Annotated in this window: 17 protein-coding genes and 1 pseudogene; 8 read left to right on the top strand and 10 right to left on the bottom strand. The window is 63.8% G+C overall.

All coding sequences use genetic code 11. The features are described 5' to 3' along the window. Nucleotides 1-48 precede the first annotated feature (48 nt). On the bottom strand, nt 49-654 hold the full coding sequence (locus tag NKH22_RS13550) for a TetR/AcrR family transcriptional regulator (protein WP_023668564.1): 606 nt from the start codon (nt 652-654) through the stop codon (nt 49-51). A gap of 153 nt (nt 655-807) precedes the next feature. Continuing rightward, nucleotides 808-2,448, bottom strand: a complete 1,641-nt coding sequence (locus tag NKH22_RS13545) for an acyl-CoA synthetase (protein WP_023820978.1) — start codon at nt 2,446-2,448, stop codon at nt 808-810. Nucleotides 2,449-2,638: 190 nt separating this feature from the next. Here NKH22_RS13545 and NKH22_RS13540 point away from each other — a divergent pair, with 190 nt between their 5' ends. The 5 genes and pseudogenes from NKH22_RS13540 to NKH22_RS13520 all read left to right on the top strand — a co-directional run bounded on the left by NKH22_RS13540 (nt 2,639) and on the right by NKH22_RS13520 (nt 6,864). Then, complete coding sequence (locus NKH22_RS13540) at nt 2,639-3,610, top strand: sugar-binding transcriptional regulator (RefSeq protein ID WP_023692168.1); 972 nt, start codon at nt 2,639-2,641, stop codon at nt 3,608-3,610. A gap of 92 nt (nt 3,611-3,702) precedes the next feature. Then, nucleotides 3,703-5,757 (top strand): bifunctional aldolase/short-chain dehydrogenase, encoded by a 2,055-nt coding sequence (locus tag NKH22_RS13535; protein ID WP_352803391.1) that lies wholly within the window; start codon nt 3,703-3,705, stop codon nt 5,755-5,757. A 214-nt stretch (nt 5,758-5,971) separates the two neighbouring features. Continuing rightward, nucleotides 5,972-6,313 (top strand): annotated as a pseudogene (locus tag NKH22_RS13530) (D-alanine--D-alanine ligase A); the annotation flags it as partial. 31 nt (nt 6,314-6,344) lie between these two features. Continuing rightward, nucleotides 6,345-6,560, top strand: a complete 216-nt coding sequence (locus NKH22_RS13525) for a ribbon-helix-helix domain-containing protein (protein WP_031197917.1) — start codon at nt 6,345-6,347, stop codon at nt 6,558-6,560. After that, nucleotides 6,553-6,864: a type II toxin-antitoxin system RelE/ParE family toxin gene (locus NKH22_RS13520; RefSeq protein WP_352803394.1), complete on the top strand. Its 312-nt coding sequence runs from the start codon at nt 6,553-6,555 to the stop codon at nt 6,862-6,864. The genes NKH22_RS13525 and NKH22_RS13520 overlap by 8 nt, the downstream gene beginning before the upstream one ends. A gap of 45 nt (nt 6,865-6,909) precedes the next feature. On the opposite strand, the gene NKH22_RS13515 is transcribed toward NKH22_RS13520, so the two are convergent. From NKH22_RS13515 to NKH22_RS13505, 3 genes are all read right to left on the bottom strand, one after another. After that, nucleotides 6,910-7,962, bottom strand: coding sequence for a substrate-binding domain-containing protein (locus NKH22_RS13515; RefSeq protein WP_023692173.1), 1,053 nt, complete (start codon nt 7,960-7,962; stop codon nt 6,910-6,912). A gap of 46 nt (nt 7,963-8,008) precedes the next feature. Beyond that, nucleotides 8,009-9,004 (bottom strand): ABC transporter permease, encoded by a 996-nt coding sequence (locus NKH22_RS13510; protein ID WP_352909798.1) that lies wholly within the window; start codon nt 9,002-9,004, stop codon nt 8,009-8,011. Between the two features lie 74 nt (nt 9,005-9,078). Next, a complete protein-coding gene (locus NKH22_RS13505) occupies nt 9,079-10,590 on the bottom strand; it encodes a sugar ABC transporter ATP-binding protein (RefSeq protein WP_352909795.1) in 1,512 nt (503 codons plus the stop codon). Between the two features lie 137 nt (nt 10,591-10,727). Between NKH22_RS13505 and mtnK the strand changes: the two genes are divergently transcribed. From mtnK to fba, 3 genes are all read left to right on the top strand, one after another. Next, a complete protein-coding gene (gene mtnK / locus NKH22_RS13500) occupies nt 10,728-12,002 on the top strand; it encodes an S-methyl-5-thioribose kinase (RefSeq protein WP_023834846.1) in 1,275 nt (424 codons plus the stop codon). Beyond that, complete coding sequence (mtnA, locus tag NKH22_RS13495; RefSeq protein ID WP_352909792.1) at nt 11,999-13,093, top strand: S-methyl-5-thioribose-1-phosphate isomerase; 1,095 nt, start codon at nt 11,999-12,001, stop codon at nt 13,091-13,093. Before mtnK ends, mtnA begins: the two co-directional genes overlap by 4 nt. A gap of 328 nt (nt 13,094-13,421) precedes the next feature. After that, entirely contained in the window at nt 13,422-14,486 is a 1,065-nt protein-coding gene (fba, locus tag NKH22_RS13490; RefSeq protein WP_023687044.1) for a class II fructose-bisphosphate aldolase, read from the top strand. A gap of 161 nt (nt 14,487-14,647) precedes the next feature. On the opposite strand, the gene NKH22_RS13485 is transcribed toward fba, so the two are convergent. The 5 genes from NKH22_RS13485 to NKH22_RS13465 form a co-directional block, all read right to left on the bottom strand. Next, nucleotides 14,648-15,754 (bottom strand): isopenicillin N synthase family dioxygenase, encoded by a 1,107-nt coding sequence (locus tag NKH22_RS13485; protein WP_352909789.1) that lies wholly within the window; start codon nt 15,752-15,754, stop codon nt 14,648-14,650. 136 nt (nt 15,755-15,890) lie between these two features. Continuing rightward, on the bottom strand, nt 15,891-16,547 hold the full coding sequence (locus tag NKH22_RS13480) for a methionine ABC transporter permease (protein WP_023668578.1): 657 nt from the start codon (nt 16,545-16,547) through the stop codon (nt 15,891-15,893). After that, the gene (locus NKH22_RS13475; RefSeq protein WP_352909786.1) at nt 16,528-17,616 is read right to left on the bottom strand and encodes a methionine ABC transporter ATP-binding protein; all 1,089 of its coding nucleotides are present in this window, start codon (nt 17,614-17,616) and stop codon (nt 16,528-16,530) included. Before NKH22_RS13475 ends, NKH22_RS13480 begins: the two co-directional genes overlap by 20 nt. 83 nt (nt 17,617-17,699) lie before the next feature. After that, nucleotides 17,700-18,554, bottom strand: a complete 855-nt coding sequence (locus tag NKH22_RS13470; RefSeq protein ID WP_023668580.1) for a MetQ/NlpA family lipoprotein — start codon at nt 18,552-18,554, stop codon at nt 17,700-17,702. A 172-nt stretch (nt 18,555-18,726) separates the two neighbouring features. Beyond that, a complete protein-coding gene (locus NKH22_RS13465) occupies nt 18,727-19,410 on the bottom strand; it encodes an SDR family NAD(P)-dependent oxidoreductase (protein ID WP_352909784.1) in 684 nt (227 codons plus the stop codon). Nucleotides 19,411-19,587: the final 177 nt, after the last annotated feature.

Below are 19,587 nucleotides of genomic sequence, written 5' to 3'. Positions count from 1 at the left end.
CCGACTGGAGATGAACGGTCGACACCGGCGCCCGGCGGGCGGCGGCTATTACTTCAGAGCCTTGATCGCGTAATCGATGAGATCGTCGGGCATCGCCCGATTGGTCTTGGCAAGGCACTGCGCCACCATTTGCGGGTGGCACAGAATGACGGTGGCGGCGCCGAAGCAGCGCGATGCGATGACCGGATCCTGGTCGGCAAACTCGCCGGCCTCGATGCCCTCGCGGATGACCTCGGCAAACAGGTCGTGAATGCTGTCGATATGCTTGTCGATGACGCCCCAGTCGCGCTCGAGCGCGACGATGACCATTTCGTGGACCTTCTGGTCGTCGAGCATGACTTCCAGCGTCATCTTGTACTGCGCATGCACGTAGCGGCGCAGCCGCTCCTCGGCGCTGATCGGCAACCGGGAAATCTCGTAGGCCATGTTGTAGCTGGCGAGGAGCATGCGGCCGCAGACGGCCTGGTGGATTTCGACCTTGGAGGCGAAGAAACGGTAGATATTGGCCGGCGACATGCCGAGTTCGCGGGCGATGTCGGCGACATTGGTCTTGCCGTAACCATAGTGCCGGAACAGGCGTTCGGCACAGTCGAGAATGCGGGTGACATTCTCCTGGCGGGTGGAGTCGGCCATTATGCTGGCGGCTTCGGACATGGCTCTCTGTCGATTTATGAGTGACGAATTTCAACTTTCGTCAGTCGTAAATCGAAAAGAGGGAAGTGTCAATGCGAATTCGACGTACGCGTATAATTTGGTGACAGAGGGTGTGCGCGAACTCGACCTTGCGCGTGCCGTTGCGCTCTGGAACTAAGATCCCTTCGCCATTTCCCGCAGCTGAAACTTCTGGATCTTCCCCGTCGATGTCTTCGGGATCTCGGCAAAAATCACCGCCTTCGGCACCTTGAAGCGGGCGAGCAGCGCGCGGCAGTGTTCGATGATCTCGGTCTCGCTTGCCGCCTTGCCGGGCTTCAACTCGACATAGGCGACCGGCACCTCGCCCCATTTGTCGTCTGCCTTGGCGACGACGCCGCAGGACGCCACGGACGGGTGTTTGTAGAGGGCCTCCTCGACCTCGATCGATGAAATATTCTCGCCGCCGGAGATGATGATGTCCTTGGAGCGGTCCTTGAGCTGGATGTAGCCGTCGGGATGCATGACGCCGAGGTCGCCGGAGTGGAACCAGCCGCCGGCAAAGGCCTCTTCGGTCGCCTTCCTGTTCTTCAGATAGCCCTTCATGACGATGTTGCCGCGAAACATGACCTCACCGATCGTCTCGCCGTCGGCCGGCGTCTTCTGCATCGTCCCCGGGTCCATCACGGTCAGGCCTTCCAGCGCCGCATAGCGCACACCCTGCCTGGCCTTTTTGGCGCTGCGTTCGCCCTTGTCGAGACCGTCCCAGGCGCCGTGCCATTCGTTGACGACCGCCGGGCCATAGGTCTCGGTCAGCCCGTAGAGATGGGTGACGGCAAAGCCGGCATCGGCCATGCCCGACAGCACCGCTTCCGGCGGAGGTGCTGCCGCCGTATTGAAGGTCACCGTCTGGGGGAACGTCCGCTTGTCCTCGTCCCTGGCGTTGATCAGCACCGACATGACGACCGGCGCACCGCACAGATGCGTCACGCCGTGGTCGGCGATGGCATCGTAGATCGGCTTCGGCCGCACCCAGCGCAGGCAGACATGGGTGCCGGCCTGGACCGCCATCGTCCACGGAAAGCACCAGCCATTGCAGTGGAACATTGGCAGTGTCCAGAGATAGACGGCGTGCTTGGCCATGCCGGCATGGATGGTGTTGGTGTAAGCCATCAGGGCAGCGCCGCGATGGTGGTAGACGACGCCCTTCGGGTTGCCTGTCGTGCCTGAGGTGTAGTTGAGTGAGATGGCGTCCCATTCGTCGTCGGGCATCGACCAGGCGTAGCCCTCGTCACCGCCGGCGACGAACCCCTCATAGTCGATCGCGCCGATGCGCTCGCCCTTGGGATAGGGTGCATCGCTGGCATAGTCGGGATCGTCATAGTCGATGACCAGCGGCTTCACCTTGGCCAGTGCCAGTGCCTGTTTGACGACAGCGGAAAATTCGCGGTCGACGACGAGCACCTTGGTCTCGGCATGGTCGAACTGGAACGCAATGACGGCGGCATCGAGCCTTGTGTTGAGCGAATGCAGCACCGCTTTGGTCATCGGCACGCCGAAATGCGCCTCCAGCATCGGCGGCGTGTTCGACAGCATCACCGTGACGGTATCGCCCTTGCCGATGCCGCGCTTCGACAGCGCCGAGGCGAGCTTCAGCGAGCGCTGCCAGAAGGTGCGATAGGTGATGCGCTGGCTGCCATGGATGATGGCGACATGATCGGGATAGGTGCTTGCCGCCCGCTCCAGATAGGTGAGCGGCGTCAGCGGCTGATGGTTGGCGGCGTTCTTGCCGAGATCCTGCTCGTAGTGACTGCCCATCCCGTGCTCCCCGAATTTTCATTGTTGAGAACTTCTAACCACAGGTTCCCGCCACGTCACCATCGGCGATTCCCGACCGGGCACATTTGGCGCAATGATCGTCCAGATTCGATGGGCAAAGAGGTATCGTGTACCCACGCCAGTTTGACTTTTGTCGAGAGGCGTGAATAATGTCAGCCGAGGAGACGGCATGGCGATCCGACCGGCAGAACAGCTTATCCACAAGGCCGCATGGCTCTATTATGCCCATGGCCTGCGCCAGGACCAGGTCGCCAGCCAGCTTAACATCTCCCGCGCCTCGGTCGCCATGTATCTGCGCAAGGCGCGCGAGACCGGCATCGTCAACATCTCGACCTCGACGCAGCTGTTCACCGACGACGTGCTTGCGCGCCAGCTCGAGGACGCGCTCAAGCTTGATGCGGTGTGGATCGCGCCGGAGAATGCCTATGTCGTCGACCCTTCGACGGACGTTGCGGTGCTGGCGGCGGGCGTCTTTCTCGAACTGGTCAAGAAGGGCGACCGGATCGGCGTCGCCTGGGGCCGCACCGTCTACACCATCGCCGACGTCATGTCCTATGCCGACCTGCAGGACGTCACCGTTGTGCAGCTCTGCGGCAATCTCGGCGCGCCCTACTCCTACCGTCCCGACCAGTGCACGATGGAGATCGCCCGGCGGCTCAACGCCAAGGGCCTCAATTTCTACGCGCCGCTGGTGCTGACGACGGAATTGCTGGCGCATGGGCTGCGCGCCGAACCGGTGATCCGCGAACAACTGGCCGATATTGCCAACTGCGATCTGGCGCTCTATTCGGTCGGCACCGTCGATGGCGACAGCCATGTCGTCAAATGCGGCGCGCTCAGCCCCGGCGAGATGGGGCTGTTGCGCGAAGCGGGCGCCGCCGGCGTCGTTGCCGGCCAGATCATCGATGCCGCCGGCAAGGCGCTCGACTGCAGCTACAACCGCCGCGTCATCTCGGCTTCGCTGTCGTCACTGCGCCAGATCGAAAAGCGGCTGATGGTGGTGCAGGAAGACAGCAAGTTCGAACCGCTGCTCGCAGCACTCGCCGGCGGACTCTGCACGCATCTGGTCGTCGGCGCCGGCATGGCGCGGCGGCTGCTCGACCATGCCGGAGCCAGCGCGGGGGCAAAAAAGGCTTCCTGACAAACGAAATCCTTGCAGCGGCGCATTGTCATCAAGGCGTCGCGGCACTCCTGTTCACAGCAACATCAAGACAGCAAAGCGGACATAGCGACATGAAGAACCTTTGGAATGACGACGACGCGGAAAGACTTGTTGCCGACTATGCGAAAAAGGGCGTTGCCCGCGACCTCGCGCTGCGCGTCTACACGACCCGGCTGCTCGGCGGCGAGCCGCGGCTGGTGCTGCATGGCGGCGGCAACACCTCCTGCAAGACCAAGGCCACCGATCTCGTCGGCGACGAATGGGATGTGCTGTGCGTCAAGGGCAGCGGCTGGGACATGGGTGTGATCGAGCCGCAAGGCCTGCCGGCGGTCAAGCTCGGCGCGCTGCTGAAGGCGCGTGCGCTGGCCAGCCTCGCCGACGAGGACATGGTGGCGCTGCAGCGGGCGAACCTCATCGACCCCGCCTCCCCCAATCCATCGGTCGAGACGCTGCTGCACGCCTTCCTGCCGCATAAATTCGTCGACCACACGCATTCGACCGCGATCCTCGCCATCGTCGACCAGGCGGACAGCAAGCCGCTGATCAAGACCGTGTTCGGCGACAAGATGGGATACGTGCCCTATATCAAGCCCGGCTTCGACCTCGCCAAGGTGGCCGCCGATGTCTACGACGCCGACCCCAGCGTCGAAGGCCTGATCCTCGACAAGCATGGCATCTTCACCTTCGGCGACGATGCCAGGCAGGCTTACGACCGGATGATCCACTATGTGAACGTGGCCGAGGACTATGTCGCCAAGCACGGCAAGCCGCAGCCGGCCAAGGTCACGCTGCCGGCAAAGCTGGCGACGCCCGCGGCAATCGCGCCCATGCTGCGCGGCGCGGTGGCGGTATCGCGTGGCGAAGGCCGCTTCGATCGCATGATCAGCGACTTCCGCACCTCGGATGCCATTGTCGATTTCATCAATTCGGCCGGCATCGCCGACTATGCCGCACGCGGTGTGTCGACGCCGGACCTGTCGATCCGCATCAAGACCGGGCCGATGGCAGTTCCGGCGCCAGACGCCGACAAGGCCGGCGACTACAAGGCCGTCATCAAGAGCCATGTCGAGGCCTTCGCCAGCGACTATCGCGCGTATTTCGAAACCAACGACGCGCTGGACGACGTCGAGCGCACCATGCTCGACCCGATGCCGCGGCTGACGCTGGTGCCGGGCCTCGGCATGTTCGGCCATGGCCGCACGCTGAAGGATGCGAAGATCGCATCTGATGTCGGCGAGATGTGGATCGAGGCGGTGCGCGGCGCCGAGGCCGTCGGCAGCTTCCATCCTCTATCGAAGGCCGACCTCTTCCCGCTGGAGTACTGGTCGCTTGAGCAGGCCAAGCTCGCCTCCAACAAGCCGAAGCCGCTGACCGGCCAGGTGGTGCTGATCACTGGCGGCGCCGGCTCGATCGGTGCTGCGACGGCAAAACTGTTCGCCGCCAATGGCGCGCATGCCGTCGTCGTCGATCTCGATGCGGCCAGGGCGGCCGAGGCGGCAAAGGCAGCCGGCAACAATTCGATCGGCGTCGGCGCCGACATCACCAACCCGGCCGAGCTGCGCGCCGCCTTCGACAAAGCTGTCGCTGTCTATGGCGGCGTCGACATTCTGGTCTCCAACGCCGGTGCCGCCTGGGAAGGCCGCATCGGCGAGCTCGACGATGCCCTGCTGCGCAAGAGTTTCGAGCTCAACTTCTTCGCCCACCAGTCGGCGGCGCAGAACGCGGTGCGCATCATGCTGGAACAGGGCACCGGCGGTGTGTTGTTGTTCAACACCTCCAAGCAGGCGGTCAACCCGGGTCCGAAATTCGGCGCCTATGGTGTGCCGAAGGCGGCGACGCTATTCCTGTCCCGGCAATATGCGCTCGACTACGGCGCGCACGGCATCCGCTCCAATGCGGTCAACGCCGACCGCATCCGCTCCGGCCTGTTGACCGACGCCATGATCGCCAGCCGTTCCGGCGCGCGCGGCGTGTCGGAGAAGGAATACATGTCGGGCAATCTGCTCGGACAGGAGGTGACGGCAGAAGACGTGGCGCAGGCCTTCCTGCACCAAGCGTTGGCCGAACGCACCACCGCCGATGTGACGACGGTCGACGGTGGCAACATCGCCGCAGCGCTGCGCTAGACATAGACCTGGAGCGGTTCATCGTTCACCAAAACGACGAACCGCTCTCCCACCTGAAGGACTCCAGGCGGAGAACTGCTTTTGCAGGTCGTGCTGAAAAACTGCTCGAACTGGTCAAAATCCACTCCAATCCTTGGCCTATTGCTCGACCACTTTAGGGCGCGCCTTGTGTTTCGCATGCGAGCTCCGACCCTGATCCTTGGTGGAGTTGTCGATGGCTGCGAAGAGACTTCGTGTCGGCTTGCTGTTCGGCGGGCGCTCCGCCGAGCATGAGGTGTCGCTGCTTTCGGCAACCAATGTCATAGCCGCGCTGGACCCGGCGAAATACGACGCCGTTCCCATCTTCGTCACCCGCGAAGGCCAATGGCTGCTGAGCAATTTCAAGGACGGCGCGCTGGCGACACCGTCTGATGGGACGCAGCTTTGCCTGGCGCGGGGCGGGCATGGGCGGATGCTGGCGATCCCCGCCAAGGGTGCGCCGCACGACCTGCCTGCCATCGAATATGGTGTTCCGGTACTGCACGCCTCCATGGCGAGGACGGCGCGGTGGCTGGTGCGAGTCGGGCGGTCATGATGCAGGGGCTCGCCTGCAAAGCGCTATCGAAGGTGGCGGTTATGCTTCCAACAGCGAGATTGTCCGCGACGCCCTGCGCTTATGGGAGCAGCGCGAGGAATTGCGCACGCTCGAACTCCAGCACTTGAAGCGGGCCTATGCCGACGGGATGGGCAGCGGCAAGCCAGTGGCTGTCGACCCCACCGAGTTCATCGGCAGCCTGAAGGCAGAACGCCGCGCCCGTGGCTAGCTATAGGCTCACACCGCGCGCTTCGCAGGATTTGCGAGACATCTGGCACACCATCGCCGCCGACAATGAAAAGGCAGCAGACAGACTGTTGATGCGCATTTTCGAAAGACTGGAGCTGGCGGCGCAGCACCCCAAGATGGGCAGCGCACGGCCCGAGTTAAGCGCAACGGCCCGCGTGCTCGTCGAAGGCCGCTATATCATCATCTACGAGCCGCAGCCGATGGTGTTATCGCTGTGGCGATTGTCCACGGGATGCGCGATCCAGACCATTGGTTGTAGGCCGGCAGGCTTACGATCAATATGAAAAGAGCGGCCCATGCCGCCCTTCGCATCTATCAGATGTCCGATCCTACTTCGCGTTCGGGTTCGGCATCCAGGCCGGCATGGCGACATCGGCATGGGCGAATTGCGGCAGCTTGGCCGACAGGTCCTCCATGTTCTTGATGTCCTTGTCGATCAGGTCCTTCTGGGTGATCAGCGTCGGCGGCACGATGACGTTGTGGCCGGGATCTTCACCGGCGAGCAGCTGCGCCAGCGCGCGCACCGAGACCTGGCCGACGACGGCAGGGTTGGTGGCGGCGGTGGCGGCCCAGGCGCTGTCGGTCTCGCGCATGGCCGCGATGTCCGAGGTAGAGATGTCGGCGGAGTAGATCTTGATCTTCTTGTTCAGCCCCGCCTCGTCGACGGCGATCTTCACACCCTTGGCGAACTCGTCATAGGGCGCGAACATCACATTGATGTCGGGATGCGCCTGCAGCACCGAGCGCGCCTGGTTGGCGACCGAGTTGGCGATCGGGTTGTCGAGCGTGCCGAACATCGCGACTTCCTTGATGCCGGCATGTTTCTTCTTCACGTCGACCCAGGTCTCGTTGCGGCGGTCGAGCGGCGCGATGCCAGCGACATAGACATAGCCGGCGTTCCAGCTCTCGCCATTGTCTTTGACCGCCTGCTCGAGCGCCAGGCGCGCAAGGTCCTTGTCGGACTGTTCGATCTGCGGGATCTTGGGGTTTTCGACATTGACGTCGAAGGCGACGACCTTGATGCCGGCATCGACCGCGCGCTGGGCGGCGTCCTTCATCGATTCCGTCAGGCCGTGCTGGATGATGATGCCCTGCACGCCGAGTGCGATGGCCTGGTCGACCATGTCGGATTGAAGGGCGGCGTCCTGGCGGCTGTCGAGCACGCGCAGATCGATGCCGAGCGCCTTGGACTGGGACTCGACGCCCGAGAGATAGGCCTGGAAGAAATCGCCGGTCGAGAGATAGCGCACCAGCGCGATCTTGACGCCGGGCTTGTCGAACGGCGCCGGCTTGTCGGCGGCAAAGGCCGGGACCTGCATCAGCATTGTTGCGCCGGCCAATCCGAGCGCGACCTTCCCCAAAAGTCGTCTTGTGATGTTCACGTTCTTTCCTCCGTTTGTTGAACCCAAAACTGTCCCGGCAGCCATTCTATCTCCTGCCCCGGCCGGAAAGGGCGAAGGTAAAGACAAGGGCGACGACGAGAACCACGCCCTTGACGAAATCCTGCGTGTAGTAAGGCGCGTTCATCATCGTCAGGCCTTGCAGCAGGATGCCGACGAACAGCGCGCCGATGGCGGTGCCGAAGGCGTTCGGCTTGGCGGCGCCGAGCACCGCGTAGCCGATCAGCGCCGCGGCAACCGCATCGAGCAGCAGATTATTACCCGACGCGATGTCACCGCGTCCAAGCCGTGCGGCCAGCAAAATCCCGCCGATCGAGGCAAAAACTCCTGAAATGACGTAGGCCCAGATTTTGTATGCCTTGACAGGCGCGCCGGCGAGTTCGGCGGCCCGTTCATTGCTGCCCACGGCATACATCATGCGGCCGAAGCGTGTGTATTCGAGGAAGAACCAGATCAGCACGGCGAGCACGATCAGCACGACCACCGAGACCGGAATGAGGTTCGGGATGAAGAAGTCGAAGCGGTGGCGGCCGAGCGCCAGGAAGGCGTCGGAGAATTTGCCGTTGGCGACCGAGCCGTCCGGCATTGTCATACCGGTGGCGATGGAGCGTCCTTCAGTCGGGATGCGCTGCAGGCCGACGAGCACGAACATCATGCCGAGCGTCGCCAGCAGATCGGGCACGCGCATATAGACGATCAGCCAGCCATTGATGAGGCCGACAAGGGCGCCGATGAGCAGGCAGATGAGGACAGCGACGACAACGTTCTGCTCCAGCACCACCATGACATAGGCAGCCGCCATCATGGCCGATGTGGCAACCGAGCCGATCGAGAGATCGAAGCCGCCGACAACCAGTGTGGCGGTGACGCCCAGCGCCAGCACGCCGGTGATGGCGACCGACTGGAAAATGAAGACGGCACTTTGCGGCGAGACGAACCCGTCGGCGGCGATGGCGAAATACGCGATCAGCCCGAACAGAAGCACGATGAACCCGTAGCGGATAGCGTAATCGCGCAGCATCATTCAGCGCCCGCCGTCAATACCCAACTCAAACCCGTGCACTCCATTCCAACCCTCAGTTCTTCAATCATCGTGGCTCAGGCCGCACTGTGCAACGGCCCGCCCGCGACTTCGGCCAGCAGACGGTCGAGATCGACATCGGCGTTGCGGTGTTCGCCGACGATGGTCTGCTCGGACATCACCAATATGCGATCGGCCGTCTCCAGTGCCTCGTCGAGTTCGGTGACGAACAGCAGCGTGGCGCGGCCATTGGCGCTGGCCCTCAGCTTGGCGGCGATGTCGCGCCTGGCGGAGATATCGACGCCCTGGAACGGTTCGTCGAGAATGAACAATCGGGCGTCCTGCGCCATCCAGCGGGCCACCATCACCTTCTGCTGGTTGCCGCCCGACAGAGTGGTCATGTCGTCCTTCTCCGAGCGGCAGACGATGCCGAGATCCTCGATCTGCCGGCGGGCAATAGTGCGTTCAAGGCCGCGTTTGAGAACTGAAAAGCGCGACATGCGCTTGTGGAAGGGCAGGCTGATGTTTTCCTGGATGTTGAAGCCGCCGACGATGCCGTTTTCGCCACGGTCCTTGGCGACCAGAAACACGCCGGCGGCGATGGCTTCGCCGGTCGACGCGGGCGCATAGGGCTCGCCATATAAAGTCATCGTACCGGACAGCGGCTTGCGCAAGCCGAACAGCGTCTCGGCGAGCGCGGTCTTGCCGACGCCAACGAGGCCGGTGATGGCAACGACCTCGCCGTCGCCGAGCGTCAGCGAGAATGGCCGGGCACCAGGGGCGATGCGCAAGGCATCGACGGTCAGGATCGGCTTGGCAGAACTCCTGGCTTCGATGCGGTCAAGATGGATCTTGCGGCCGAGCATGGCGTTAACGGCGCCCTCATAGTCGAGAGGCTCGCTGTCGAAGACGCCTGAGATGACGCCATCGCGCATCGAGACGATGCGGTCGGCAAGCCGCCTGATATCCGACATTCGGTGCGAGATGTAGAGGATGGCGACGCCTTGCTCGCGCAGCCGGTCGAGCAGGGCGAACAGCCGGTCCGCCTCGGCGCTGGACAGTGAGGAGGTCGGCTCGTCGAGGATCAGCACTTTCGGCTGGTGCGCCATGGCGCGCGCGATGGCCACCATCTGGCGATCGGCCAGCGACAGATCGCTGATGCGGGCCTTGAGGTCGATGGCGAGCCCCATGCGGTCGGCCACCGCTTTGGCTTCGCGGCGCACCCGGCCGGGGTTGAACAGCAGCGGCGCGCCCTTGCCGCTCAACCTATCCAGCGTCAGATTGGTGGCGACATCGAGATCGGCGACGACGCCGTCATTGATGTTTTGATGCACGGTGACGACGCCTGCGCGGATCGCCTCGGCCGGCGTGTTCGGCGCGAAATCATGACCGGCCAGGTGCATGGTGCCGCCGGCATGGTCGTAGACGCCGCTGATAATTTTCACGAGGGTGGACTTACCGGCGCCATTGGCGCCCATCAGCACGGTGATCTCACCGGCATGCAGTTCGAGCGAGACGCCGCCAAGCACCTCGATATGGCCGAAGGACTTCCTCAGCCCGTCCACGCGGAACACGGCATCATTGCCCATTCGTTTCCTCCCTGACCATGACGCTATGGGCTACGTCATCAATTGTCAACTCGATTGACAATTGCCAGTCAGCTTCCTAGCTTGGCCTCACCGCCATCGCTCCACTATGATTGAGCGAGCAAGCGGGAGGGTGAGGAATGACTGCGAAATTGCCGTTCGAAGCACTGTCGGTGGAGACGCTTGCAACGCGCCTCGGCACGAACGAAGCGCTGTGCGCAAAAATCGGCCCCGATACCGGTGCCTGGAAGGTGCGCGAGGTCGGCGACGGCAATCTCAACCTCGTCTTCATCGTCGAGGGCGTGTCGGGTGCGGCCGTGGTCAAGCAGGCCCTGCCCTATGTTCGCCTCGTCGGCGACAGCTGGCCGTTGCCGCTCAAACGCTCCTTCTTCGAGTATCACGCGCTGACGCGGCAAGAGGCGCGCGCGCCGGGTTCGGTGCCGGCGATCCTCCATTTCGACGAAGCCCAGGCGCTGATCATCATGGAATATCTGGCGCCGCCGCACATCATCCTGCGCCGTGCCCTGATCGGCGGCCGCGAGTTGCCAAATATCGCCCGCGACATCGGCCTGTTCATGGCCCGCACTTTGTTCCGCGGCTCCGATCTCTCCATGCCGACCAAGGACCGCAAGGCCGACCTGGCGCTGTTCGCCGACAATGTCGAGCTCTGCGGCATCACGGAAGACCTGGTGTTTTCCGATCCCTATTTCGACGCCAAGCTGAACCGGCACACCTCGCCGCAGCTCGACGGCCTGGTCGCCGAGCTGCGCGCCGACCGCGACCTCAAGGTCGAGGCGCAGCGGCTGAAGCATATCTTCGCCGCCAACGCCGAGACGCTGCTGCATGGCGACCTGCATTCGGGCTCGATCATGGTCACCGACACCGAGACGCGGATGATCGATCCGGAATTCGCCTTCTACGGTCCGATGGCCTTCGACGTCGGCATGCTGCTCGCCAATTTCTGGATGTCCTACTTCTCGCAGCGCGGCCATGAACACAAGGGCAAGCGTGACGCCATGCGTGCCTATCTGCTCGGGGTGACCAATGACACCTGGACGGTGTTCCGCGCCGAGTTCTCGCATCTATGGCGCACCGAGCGCACCGGCATGCTTTACCAGAAGAGCCTGTTCGAGGATCAGGGCGACATTCTCGCCTCGGAGCAGGCGCTCGACCATGTGCTGCACCAGATCTGGACCGACCTCTTGGGCTTTGCCGGCATCGAGGTGCACCGGCGCATCCTCGGCCTCGCCCACAATGCCGATTTCGAGACCATTGAAGACGAGGATCTGCGAGCCTCCTGCGAGGCCAAGGCGCTGAAATTCGGCCGCCACATCGCCGTCAACCGGCACCAGATTCACGGCATGGACGAGGTCAATAATCTGGCCGCTTTGATCGAACGGGAGAGCAGGATTTGAACGTCGGCGAGCGCCACTACCGCACCATCTGGCTGAGCGACGACCAGCGTTCGGTCGAGATCATCGACCAGCGCTGGCTGCCGCACGAGTTCCGGGTCGAGACGATCGGGAGCGTTGCCGGCATCGCCACCGCGATCCGTGACATGTGGGTTCGTGGCGCGCCGCTGATCGGCGTCACCGCAGCCTATGGCGTCGCCATCCAGATGGCGGACGATCCGTCTGACGAAGCGCTCGTCGCGGTCTGGGAGACGCTGCACAAGACGCGGCCGACGGCGATCAATCTGCGCTGGGCACTGGACGAGATGCGGCGGTTCCTCAGGCCGATCGTATTGGGACAGCGCGCGGAGGCGGCCTATAAGCGCGCTGCCGAAATCGCAGACGAGGATGTCGATCTCAATCGCGCCATCGGCGAGAACGGGCTTGCCATCATCAAGGAGATCGCGGCACGCAAGAAGCCGGGCGAGCCGGTCAACATCCTCACCCACTGCAACGCCGGTTGGCTGGCGACGGTCGATTACGGCACCGCCACGTCGCCGATCTATCTCGCCGTCGAGGCCGGCATTCCGGTCCATGTCTATGTCGACGAGACGCGCCCGCGCAACCAGGGCGCCCAGCTGACCGCCTGGGAGATGGCCGGCCACGGCGTGCCGCACACGCTGATCGTCGACAATGCCGGCGGCCATCTGATGCAGCGTGGCGCGGTCGACATGGTGATCGTGGGCACCGACCGCACCACGGCCAATGGCGACGTCTGCAACAAGATCGGCACCTATCTCAAGGCGCTCGCCGCCTCCGATAATGAGGTGCCCTTCTACGTCGCTCTGCCCTCGCCGACCATCGACTGGACGGTGGGTGATGGGCTGACCGAAATCCCGATCGAGGAACGCTCCGGTGACGAGGTGTCGCTGGTCTGGGGCAAGACGGCGGACGGCAAGATTGCGCAGGTGCGGGTTTCGCCCGAAGCGACGCCGGCGGCCAATCCGGCGTTCGATGTGACGCCGGCACGGCTCGTGACAGGGCTGATCACCGAGCGCGGTGTGGCCAAGGCTTCGCGCGAAGGGTTGAAGGCGATGTTCCCCGAACGCGGATAATCTCCCCCCTTTGAGGGTCCCTTGAGGGGGAGATGTCGCCAAAGGCGACAGAGGGGGTCGGCGCGTCCTGACGCGACCTCCCAGCACCGACAGATGGACGCTAGCGCTCCAGTCGAACCGACCCCCTCTGGCCTGCCGTCCATCTCCCCCTCAATGGGTAGATTAGCGCCTCACCGGCTGGCTACCGGATTTCAGCCCTGCAACAAGAATTGCGGCCACGATGGCCGCTGACGGTTGCGGTTCTGGCGAAATCCGGCCAGAAGCATCTAGGCCGGCAACCGGCCGGCCCGCGACGTTGCGCTTGAAACCAGATACGGGAGACTATTGGGTGGCTCGCATAACACTGAGACAATTGCTCGACCACGCCGCCGAATACGGCTACGGCGTACCCGCCTTCAACATGAACAATATGGAACAGGGCCTCGCCATCATGGAGGCGGCCGAGGAGACCAAGTCGCCGGTCATCCTGCAGGCCAGCCGCGGCGCCCGCGCCTACGCCAATGATGTGGTGCTGGCCAAGCTGATCGACGCGCTGGTCGAAATCCACCCCGACATCCCGGTCTGCATGCATCTCGACCATGGCAACAACGAAGCCACCTGCGTCACCGCCATCCAGTACGGCTTCACCTCGGTGATGATGGACGGCTCGCTGAAAGAGGACGGCAAGACGCCGGCCGACTATGCCTACAATTCCGGCATCACCCGGCGCGTCGTCGACATGGCGCATTGGGGCGGCGTGTCGGTGGAAGGCGAGATCGGTGTGCTCGGTTCGCTTGAGAGCGGCGGCGGCGAGCAGGAAGACGGCCACGGCGTCGAAGGCGCCATCAGCCACGACCAGCTCTTGACCGATCCGGAACAGGCGGTCGAGTTCGTCAAGGACACCCATGTCGATGCGCTGGCTGTCGCCATGGGCACCAGCCACGGCGCCTACAAATTCTCACGCAAGCCGGACGGCGCGGTGCTGGCGATGAACGTCATCGAGGAAATCCACCGCCGCCTGCCCAACATGCATCTGGTGATGCACGGCTCGTCCTCGGTGCCCGAGGACCTGCAGGAAATCATCAATAGATATGGCGGCCAGATGAAGCCGACCTGGGGCGTGCCGGTGGAAGAGATCCAGCGCGGCATCAAGCACGGCGTGCGCAAGATCAACATCGACACCGACAACCGCATGGCGCTGACCGGCGCCATCCGCAAGGTGCTGACCGAAAACCCGAGCGAGTTCGATCCGCGCAAATACCTGACGCCGGCCATGGCCGCGATGCGCAAACTGTGCAAGGAGCGCTTCGAGCAGTTCGGCACCGCCGGCAATGCCCAGAAGATCAAGCCGCTGCCGGTAGCTGAGATGGCCAAGCGCTACAAATCGGGCAGCCTTGATCCGAAGTTTGGGTGAAGTCCCCTGGCGCCTCTTCCTTCTCCCCTTGTGGGGAAGAAAGAAGAGCTATTGACATAAAAAAGGCCGGGCGCGAAAGCAGCCCGGCCAAAAGAAGGTCAAGAACCTTCAGAGGGGAACACCGTTCGGTGGAATGGGAGGAAACCGCCGAACGATAATTCCTATATGCGCGCATTCGCTGCGGTTGGCGACGAACGGCTTTCTAAAACAATGCGGGATGCGGAAATTTCGTTCTTGTCTTCCAAGATTTCAGCCGGCTGAGCGCCGGTTTCCAGGAGATCGGCGTAGTGCCGGCGCGCCACATCGGGATGCGAGCGCAGGCGGCTCTTCAGCACATTGGTACCGACATTGCGAAACAGCGGATTGTCGGGATCGCTGGCCGGACCCCGCGCCTCGGCCGCCAGTTCCTCGGGCAGGTTGAGCAGCGGGATCGTGGCGTCGAGCCGGGCGCTGAAGAAGAAGGGCACCGAAATCCGCTCGACACCGGCCGGTGGCGTTACCACGCGGTGGACCGTTGCTCTCAGATACTCGTTGGAGGCCAGCTCGAGCAGTTCGCCGATGTTGACCACCAGCGTGTCGGGCAGCGGATCGACGTCGACCCAGGCACCGTCATATTCGACCTGCAGCCCCTTGCTCTCGTCCTGCAACAGAAGCGTCAGGAAACCGCCATCCTTGTGCGCGCCGACGCCCTGGTTGTCGCCGGTGGCGTCGCGGCCGGGGTAGCGCACGATCTTCATGCGATGGTTGGGCTCGGCCCGGTAGACGGGATCGAAGGCGTCCTCGGCCTGATCGAGCGACAAAGCGAAGGCCCGGAGCAGCCGGATCGCCACCGCCGTCGCCTTGGCCTGCCATGCGAGTAGCGCCGGCTTCAGCTCGGGCAGCGTGGCCGGCCACTGGTTGGGCCCTTGCAGCCGCGTCCAGGCGGGCACGCCGGGGCCTTGTTCGATGGCCGGGCGTTCGACGCCGATGTCGAGCTGTTCGCGCCAGTCGGCCTTGCCTTTGGTCAGCTCGCCGCCGGCGCGCGTGTAGCCGCGGAACTGCGAGGACTTGACCATTTCAATTGCCAGTTTGTCGGCTTCCGGCAGGGCAAAGAACCGGCGCGAGGCGTCGAGCACTTCTGCGGTATCCGCAGCCGATATGCCGTGGCCGGTCAAATAGAAGAAGCCGACATCGCGCGCGGCCGTGCGCAGGTCGAAGAGAAACGTTCGCCGCTCGGAAGCGCCCTGTTCGAGACGGCCGAGATCAAGCACGGGTACGATCCTGGGCATGGTCAAGCTCCTTGTTCCGCTGTCACGGTGGCACGCAGGCCGGTCCGATCAAAGCAACGCGCAATCCAATCTCGGCGCCGATGGAGAAAGCCGGCGCTGCGTTTGGCAGCCTGCCGGCAAATAACGTTCGTGGCGCTCATCCGCGCCGGTCCAGCCTGGCGACCAGCCGGTCGCCGACCCACTGGATGCCGCAAACGAGGATGATCAGCACAATGACCACGGCGACCATGACGCTGGTCTCAAAACGCTGGTAGCCGTAGCGGATGGCGAGGTCGCCAAGCCCGCCGGCACCGATGGCGCCGGCCATGGCCGAGGCGCCGATCAGCGTTACCAGCGTCACCGTGAAACCAGCAACGATGCCGGGCAAAGCTTCGGGCACCAGCACCTCGCGGATGATCGTCCAGCGATTGCCGCCCATGGCGCGTGCCGCCTCGATCAGGCCGCGATCGACCTCGCGCAGCGACACTTCGGCGATGCGGGCATAGTAGGGCGTCGCCGCAATCGACAACGGCACGATCGCCGCCCAGGTGCCGATCGAGGTGCCGACGATCAGCCGCGTCACCGGGATCAGCGCCACCAGAAGGATGATGAAAGGCACCGAGCGGAAGCCGTTGATGACGGCGCCGAGCGCGCGGTTCACCCACAGGCTTTCGGCAATGCCGCCGCGCTCGGTGGCAATCAATGCCAGGCCGAGCGGCAGCCCGAAGACGAGCGAGATGAGGCCCGATGCCGCCGTCATCAGGACCGTCTCCCAGATCGAGCGCAGCAGAAGTTCAAACAGAACCGGCGACATGGCCAAGCACCTCCACCCGTGCGTCGCGGGCCTTCAGGAATGCGATTACTTTGGACAGATGTTTCGGATCGTTGCCCGCGACCGCAAGGAACAGCGTGCCGACCGGCTGCTGCTGGACATGGTCGATGCCACCATGGACGAGGCGGAAAGGCCCCGGCACGGCCACCGCAAGATCGGACAGCAGCGGACCGCGCGCGGCCTCACCTGCGACGTCGACCCTGAGGATGAGCTCGGCGCCGCCTCCGGAAGCAAGCCGGCCGGCAATCTCGGCCGGCAGTTGCGGGCGGATGCCGCCGAGCAGGCTCCTGGTGATTTCGGAACGCGGCTCGGCAAAGACCGACCACACCGGGCCTTGTTCGACGATGCGCCCGGCATCGATCACCGCGACGCGGTCGGCGATCGAGCGGATCACCTCCATCTCGTGGGTGATGAGCAGGATGGTGAGGCCGAGTTGCCGGTTGATGTCTTTCAGCAAGGCCAGGATGGAGCGCGTCGTCTCCGGATCGAGCGCTGAGGTCGCCTCGTCGGACAGCAGCAGCGCCGGCCGCGCGGCCAGCGCCCTGGCGATGCCGACGCGCTGCTTCTGGCCGCCCGACAGCGAGGACGGATAGGCCTTCGCCTTCTCCGACAGGCCGACGAGGTGGAGCAATTCGGCGGCGCGCGCCAGCCGTTCGGCCTTTGGGCGGCCCTCGATCTTCAGCGGCAGCGCGACATTGTCCTCCACGGTCTTGGCCGACAGCAGATTGAAGTGCTGGAAGATCATGCCGATGCGACGCCGCAGCGGCTGCAATTCACGCTCGCCGAGCCGGCCGATCTCGCGGCCCTCGATGAAGACGTCGCCGGAGTCCGGCCGCTCCAGCCCGTTGAGGCAGCGGATCAGCGTCGACTTGCCGGCGCCGCTGCGGCCGATGATGCCGAGGATCTCGCCCTTCTTCACCGTCAGCGAGACGCCGTCGAGCGCAGGCGTCGCGCCAAAGCGGCGCTTGAGGTCGACGAGGCGTACGACATCTTCTTGCCCGGCCGATATATTGACCGGACCGGATGCCTCGGCCGTGGCGTGCTGGTTCATCTCACTGTCCGTTTCAACGCTCGACAAATGCGACAGCGGCCCGCTCAACAGCGGGCCGCCTGCTCCTGACAACCAGGCGCCAATCAATAGGCGCTGATCCCGGTGCCCTTGTAGACCTTGTCGAACTCGGCCTTGACCGCCTCGTTCTGGTAGGACGCGACCAGCGTCTTCACCCACGCCTCGTTCTCGTTGCCGGATTTCACGGCGATGAAGTTGCGGTAGGGGTTGTCGGCCACCGGCTCCTGGGCGATGCGGTTGTCCGGGCCGAGACCGCTCTTCAGCGCCCAGTCGGTGTTGACGACAGCCGCATCGAGATCCTCGACCGAGCGGCCGACAATGCCGGCGTCCAGTTCCTTGATGACGACCTTCTTAGGGTTCTCGGCAATGTCGGCGGTGGTCGCCAGGATGCCGGTGCCGTCCTTCAGCTTGATCACGCCTTCGTTCTGCAGAACGCGCAACGCGCGGCCCTCATTCGAGGGGTCGTTGGGCAAGCCGATGACGGCGCCTTCGGGCAGGTCGGCAACCTTGGTGTATTTCTTGGAGTAGAGGCCGATCGGCCAGACGCCGGTGTAGCCGACGCGCACGATGTGGTACCCTTGGGTCTTGATCTGGTTGTCGAGATAGGGCTGGTGCTGGAAGGCGTTGGCGTCGATCTCGCCGCGCTCGAGCGCCTCGTTGGGCTGGGTGTAGTCGTTGAACACCACGGTCTCGACGGTCAGGCCTTTTTCGGCGGCCTGGGCGACGACGACGCGCCAGACATCCTCATCCTCGCCGCTGATGATGCCGACCTTGATAGACTTCTTGTCCTCGGCGAAGGACGGCGTCGGCTGAGCCAGACCGGCAAGCGTGACGGCCGAGGCAAAAAGTGCCGCAAGGGCAGCTCGCCGGCTGATGGCTGAAAAAAGAAGAGAGCTGGAAGCGTTTCCGCGTTCGGACATTGTCGATCCCTCGTAATCCTGAAGTCATTGCGGCGAGGTGGAATACCAAGCCTTGACGACATCATCGGCAATGCTGCTTGCCGGATCAAAGAACCGCATTTCTTCTCAAACACGAAGCCGGGAATATTCTCTCAAAGATTTCGCAATTGCGAGAACGGTCACGCCGGACCGGTCAGAATGTCTCGACAAAGGGCCGCAGCTCGACCTCGAAGCTCCAGGCGCTGCGATGCTGGCGATGGGTCGCGAGATAGGTCTGCGCGATCGCATCGGGCGACAGCTGGCTGTCCGGTCGCTCGGGCTTCGTCCCGACCGGCTCGATCTGGCCGTCGATAATGAAATGGGCGACATGGATGTTCTTCGGGAAGAGTTCGCGCGCCATCGACTGAGCCAGACCGCGCAGGCCGAATTTCGGCATGGCAAAGCCGGCGGAGTTGGGAAAGCCCTTGATGCTGGCGGAGGCGCCGGTGAAAAGAATCGAACCGGAGCCGCGCGCAAGCAGCCGCCGCGCCGCTTGCTGGCCGACCAGGAAGCCGCCATAGGCGCCGACAAGCAAGGCTTGTTTGACCGCATCGGGATCGACCTCGGCGATCGGGCCGCGCGTGCGGCCGCTGGCATTGAAGACGGCAAGGGCCAGCGAGCCTTGCTTGTCGGCGGCGTCAAACAGGCCGGCGACGGAGGCCGGATCGGCGACGTCGGTTTCGACGGCCAGCGCGCCGGTTTCCCCGACCAGCGCCGCGAGTTTGGCCGTGTTGCGGGCGGCCAGCACCACACGATAGCCTTCCGTGGTGAGAAGGCGTGCCAAAGAGGCGCTCAGGCCCGCACCCGCGCCGGCGATCACTGCGACTTCGGATGCCATGTCGTTTCTCCTTGGCGATGACGTGTTCGTCTCATAGCTGGCGTCTTGAGCGGCGAGACGCAAGAACGGCGTTGCTCGATTTTCGCTGTTCGGTGAAAAACCCTGCCGGCAGGTTCGGAGCAATCGACCGCGGCCAGGGTCTTGCCTGGCGAGACAATCCGTCCGACAGGTGATTGC

It is taken from the genome of Mesorhizobium sp. M1252, assembly GCF_040318265.1.
Lineage (GTDB): Bacteria > Pseudomonadota > Alphaproteobacteria > Rhizobiales > Rhizobiaceae > Mesorhizobium.
The sequence above is the reverse complement of the archived record's forward strand: the minus strand, read 5'-3'. Positions and strand labels throughout refer to the sequence as shown.

What these genes read in the sequence shown, in the direction of transcription:
- NKH22_RS13535 (WP_352803391.1), top strand. Translation starts at nt 3,703, where the DNA reads ATGAAGAACCTTTGGAATGACGACGACGCGGAAAGACTTGTTGCCGAC.
- NKH22_RS13485 (WP_352909789.1), bottom strand. Translation starts at nt 15,754, where the DNA reads ATGCCCAGGATCGTACCCGTGCTTGATCTCGGCCGTCTCGAACAGGGC.
- NKH22_RS13475 (WP_352909786.1), bottom strand. Translation starts at nt 17,616, where the DNA reads ATGAACCAGCACGCCACGGCCGAGGCATCCGGTCCGGTCAATATATCG.
- NKH22_RS13545 (WP_023820978.1), bottom strand. Translation starts at nt 2,448, where the DNA reads ATGGGCAGTCACTACGAGCAGGATCTCGGCAAGAACGCCGCCAACCAT.
- NKH22_RS13540 (WP_023692168.1), top strand. Translation starts at nt 2,639, where the DNA reads ATGGCGATCCGACCGGCAGAACAGCTTATCCACAAGGCCGCATGGCTC.
- NKH22_RS13550 (WP_023668564.1), bottom strand. Translation starts at nt 654, where the DNA reads ATGTCCGAAGCCGCCAGCATAATGGCCGACTCCACCCGCCAGGAGAAT.
- NKH22_RS13480 (WP_023668578.1), bottom strand. Translation starts at nt 16,547, where the DNA reads ATGTCGCCGGTTCTGTTTGAACTTCTGCTGCGCTCGATCTGGGAGACG.
- NKH22_RS13505 (WP_352909795.1), bottom strand. Translation starts at nt 10,590, where the DNA reads ATGGGCAATGATGCCGTGTTCCGCGTGGACGGGCTGAGGAAGTCCTTC.
- NKH22_RS13465 (WP_352909784.1), bottom strand. Translation starts at nt 19,410, where the DNA reads ATGGCATCCGAAGTCGCAGTGATCGCCGGCGCGGGTGCGGGCCTGAGC.
- mtnK (WP_023834846.1), top strand. Translation starts at nt 10,728, where the DNA reads ATGACTGCGAAATTGCCGTTCGAAGCACTGTCGGTGGAGACGCTTGCA.
- NKH22_RS13470 (WP_023668580.1), bottom strand. Translation starts at nt 18,554, where the DNA reads ATGTCCGAACGCGGAAACGCTTCCAGCTCTCTTCTTTTTTCAGCCATC.
- NKH22_RS13510 (WP_352909798.1), bottom strand. Translation starts at nt 9,004, where the DNA reads ATGATGCTGCGCGATTACGCTATCCGCTACGGGTTCATCGTGCTTCTG.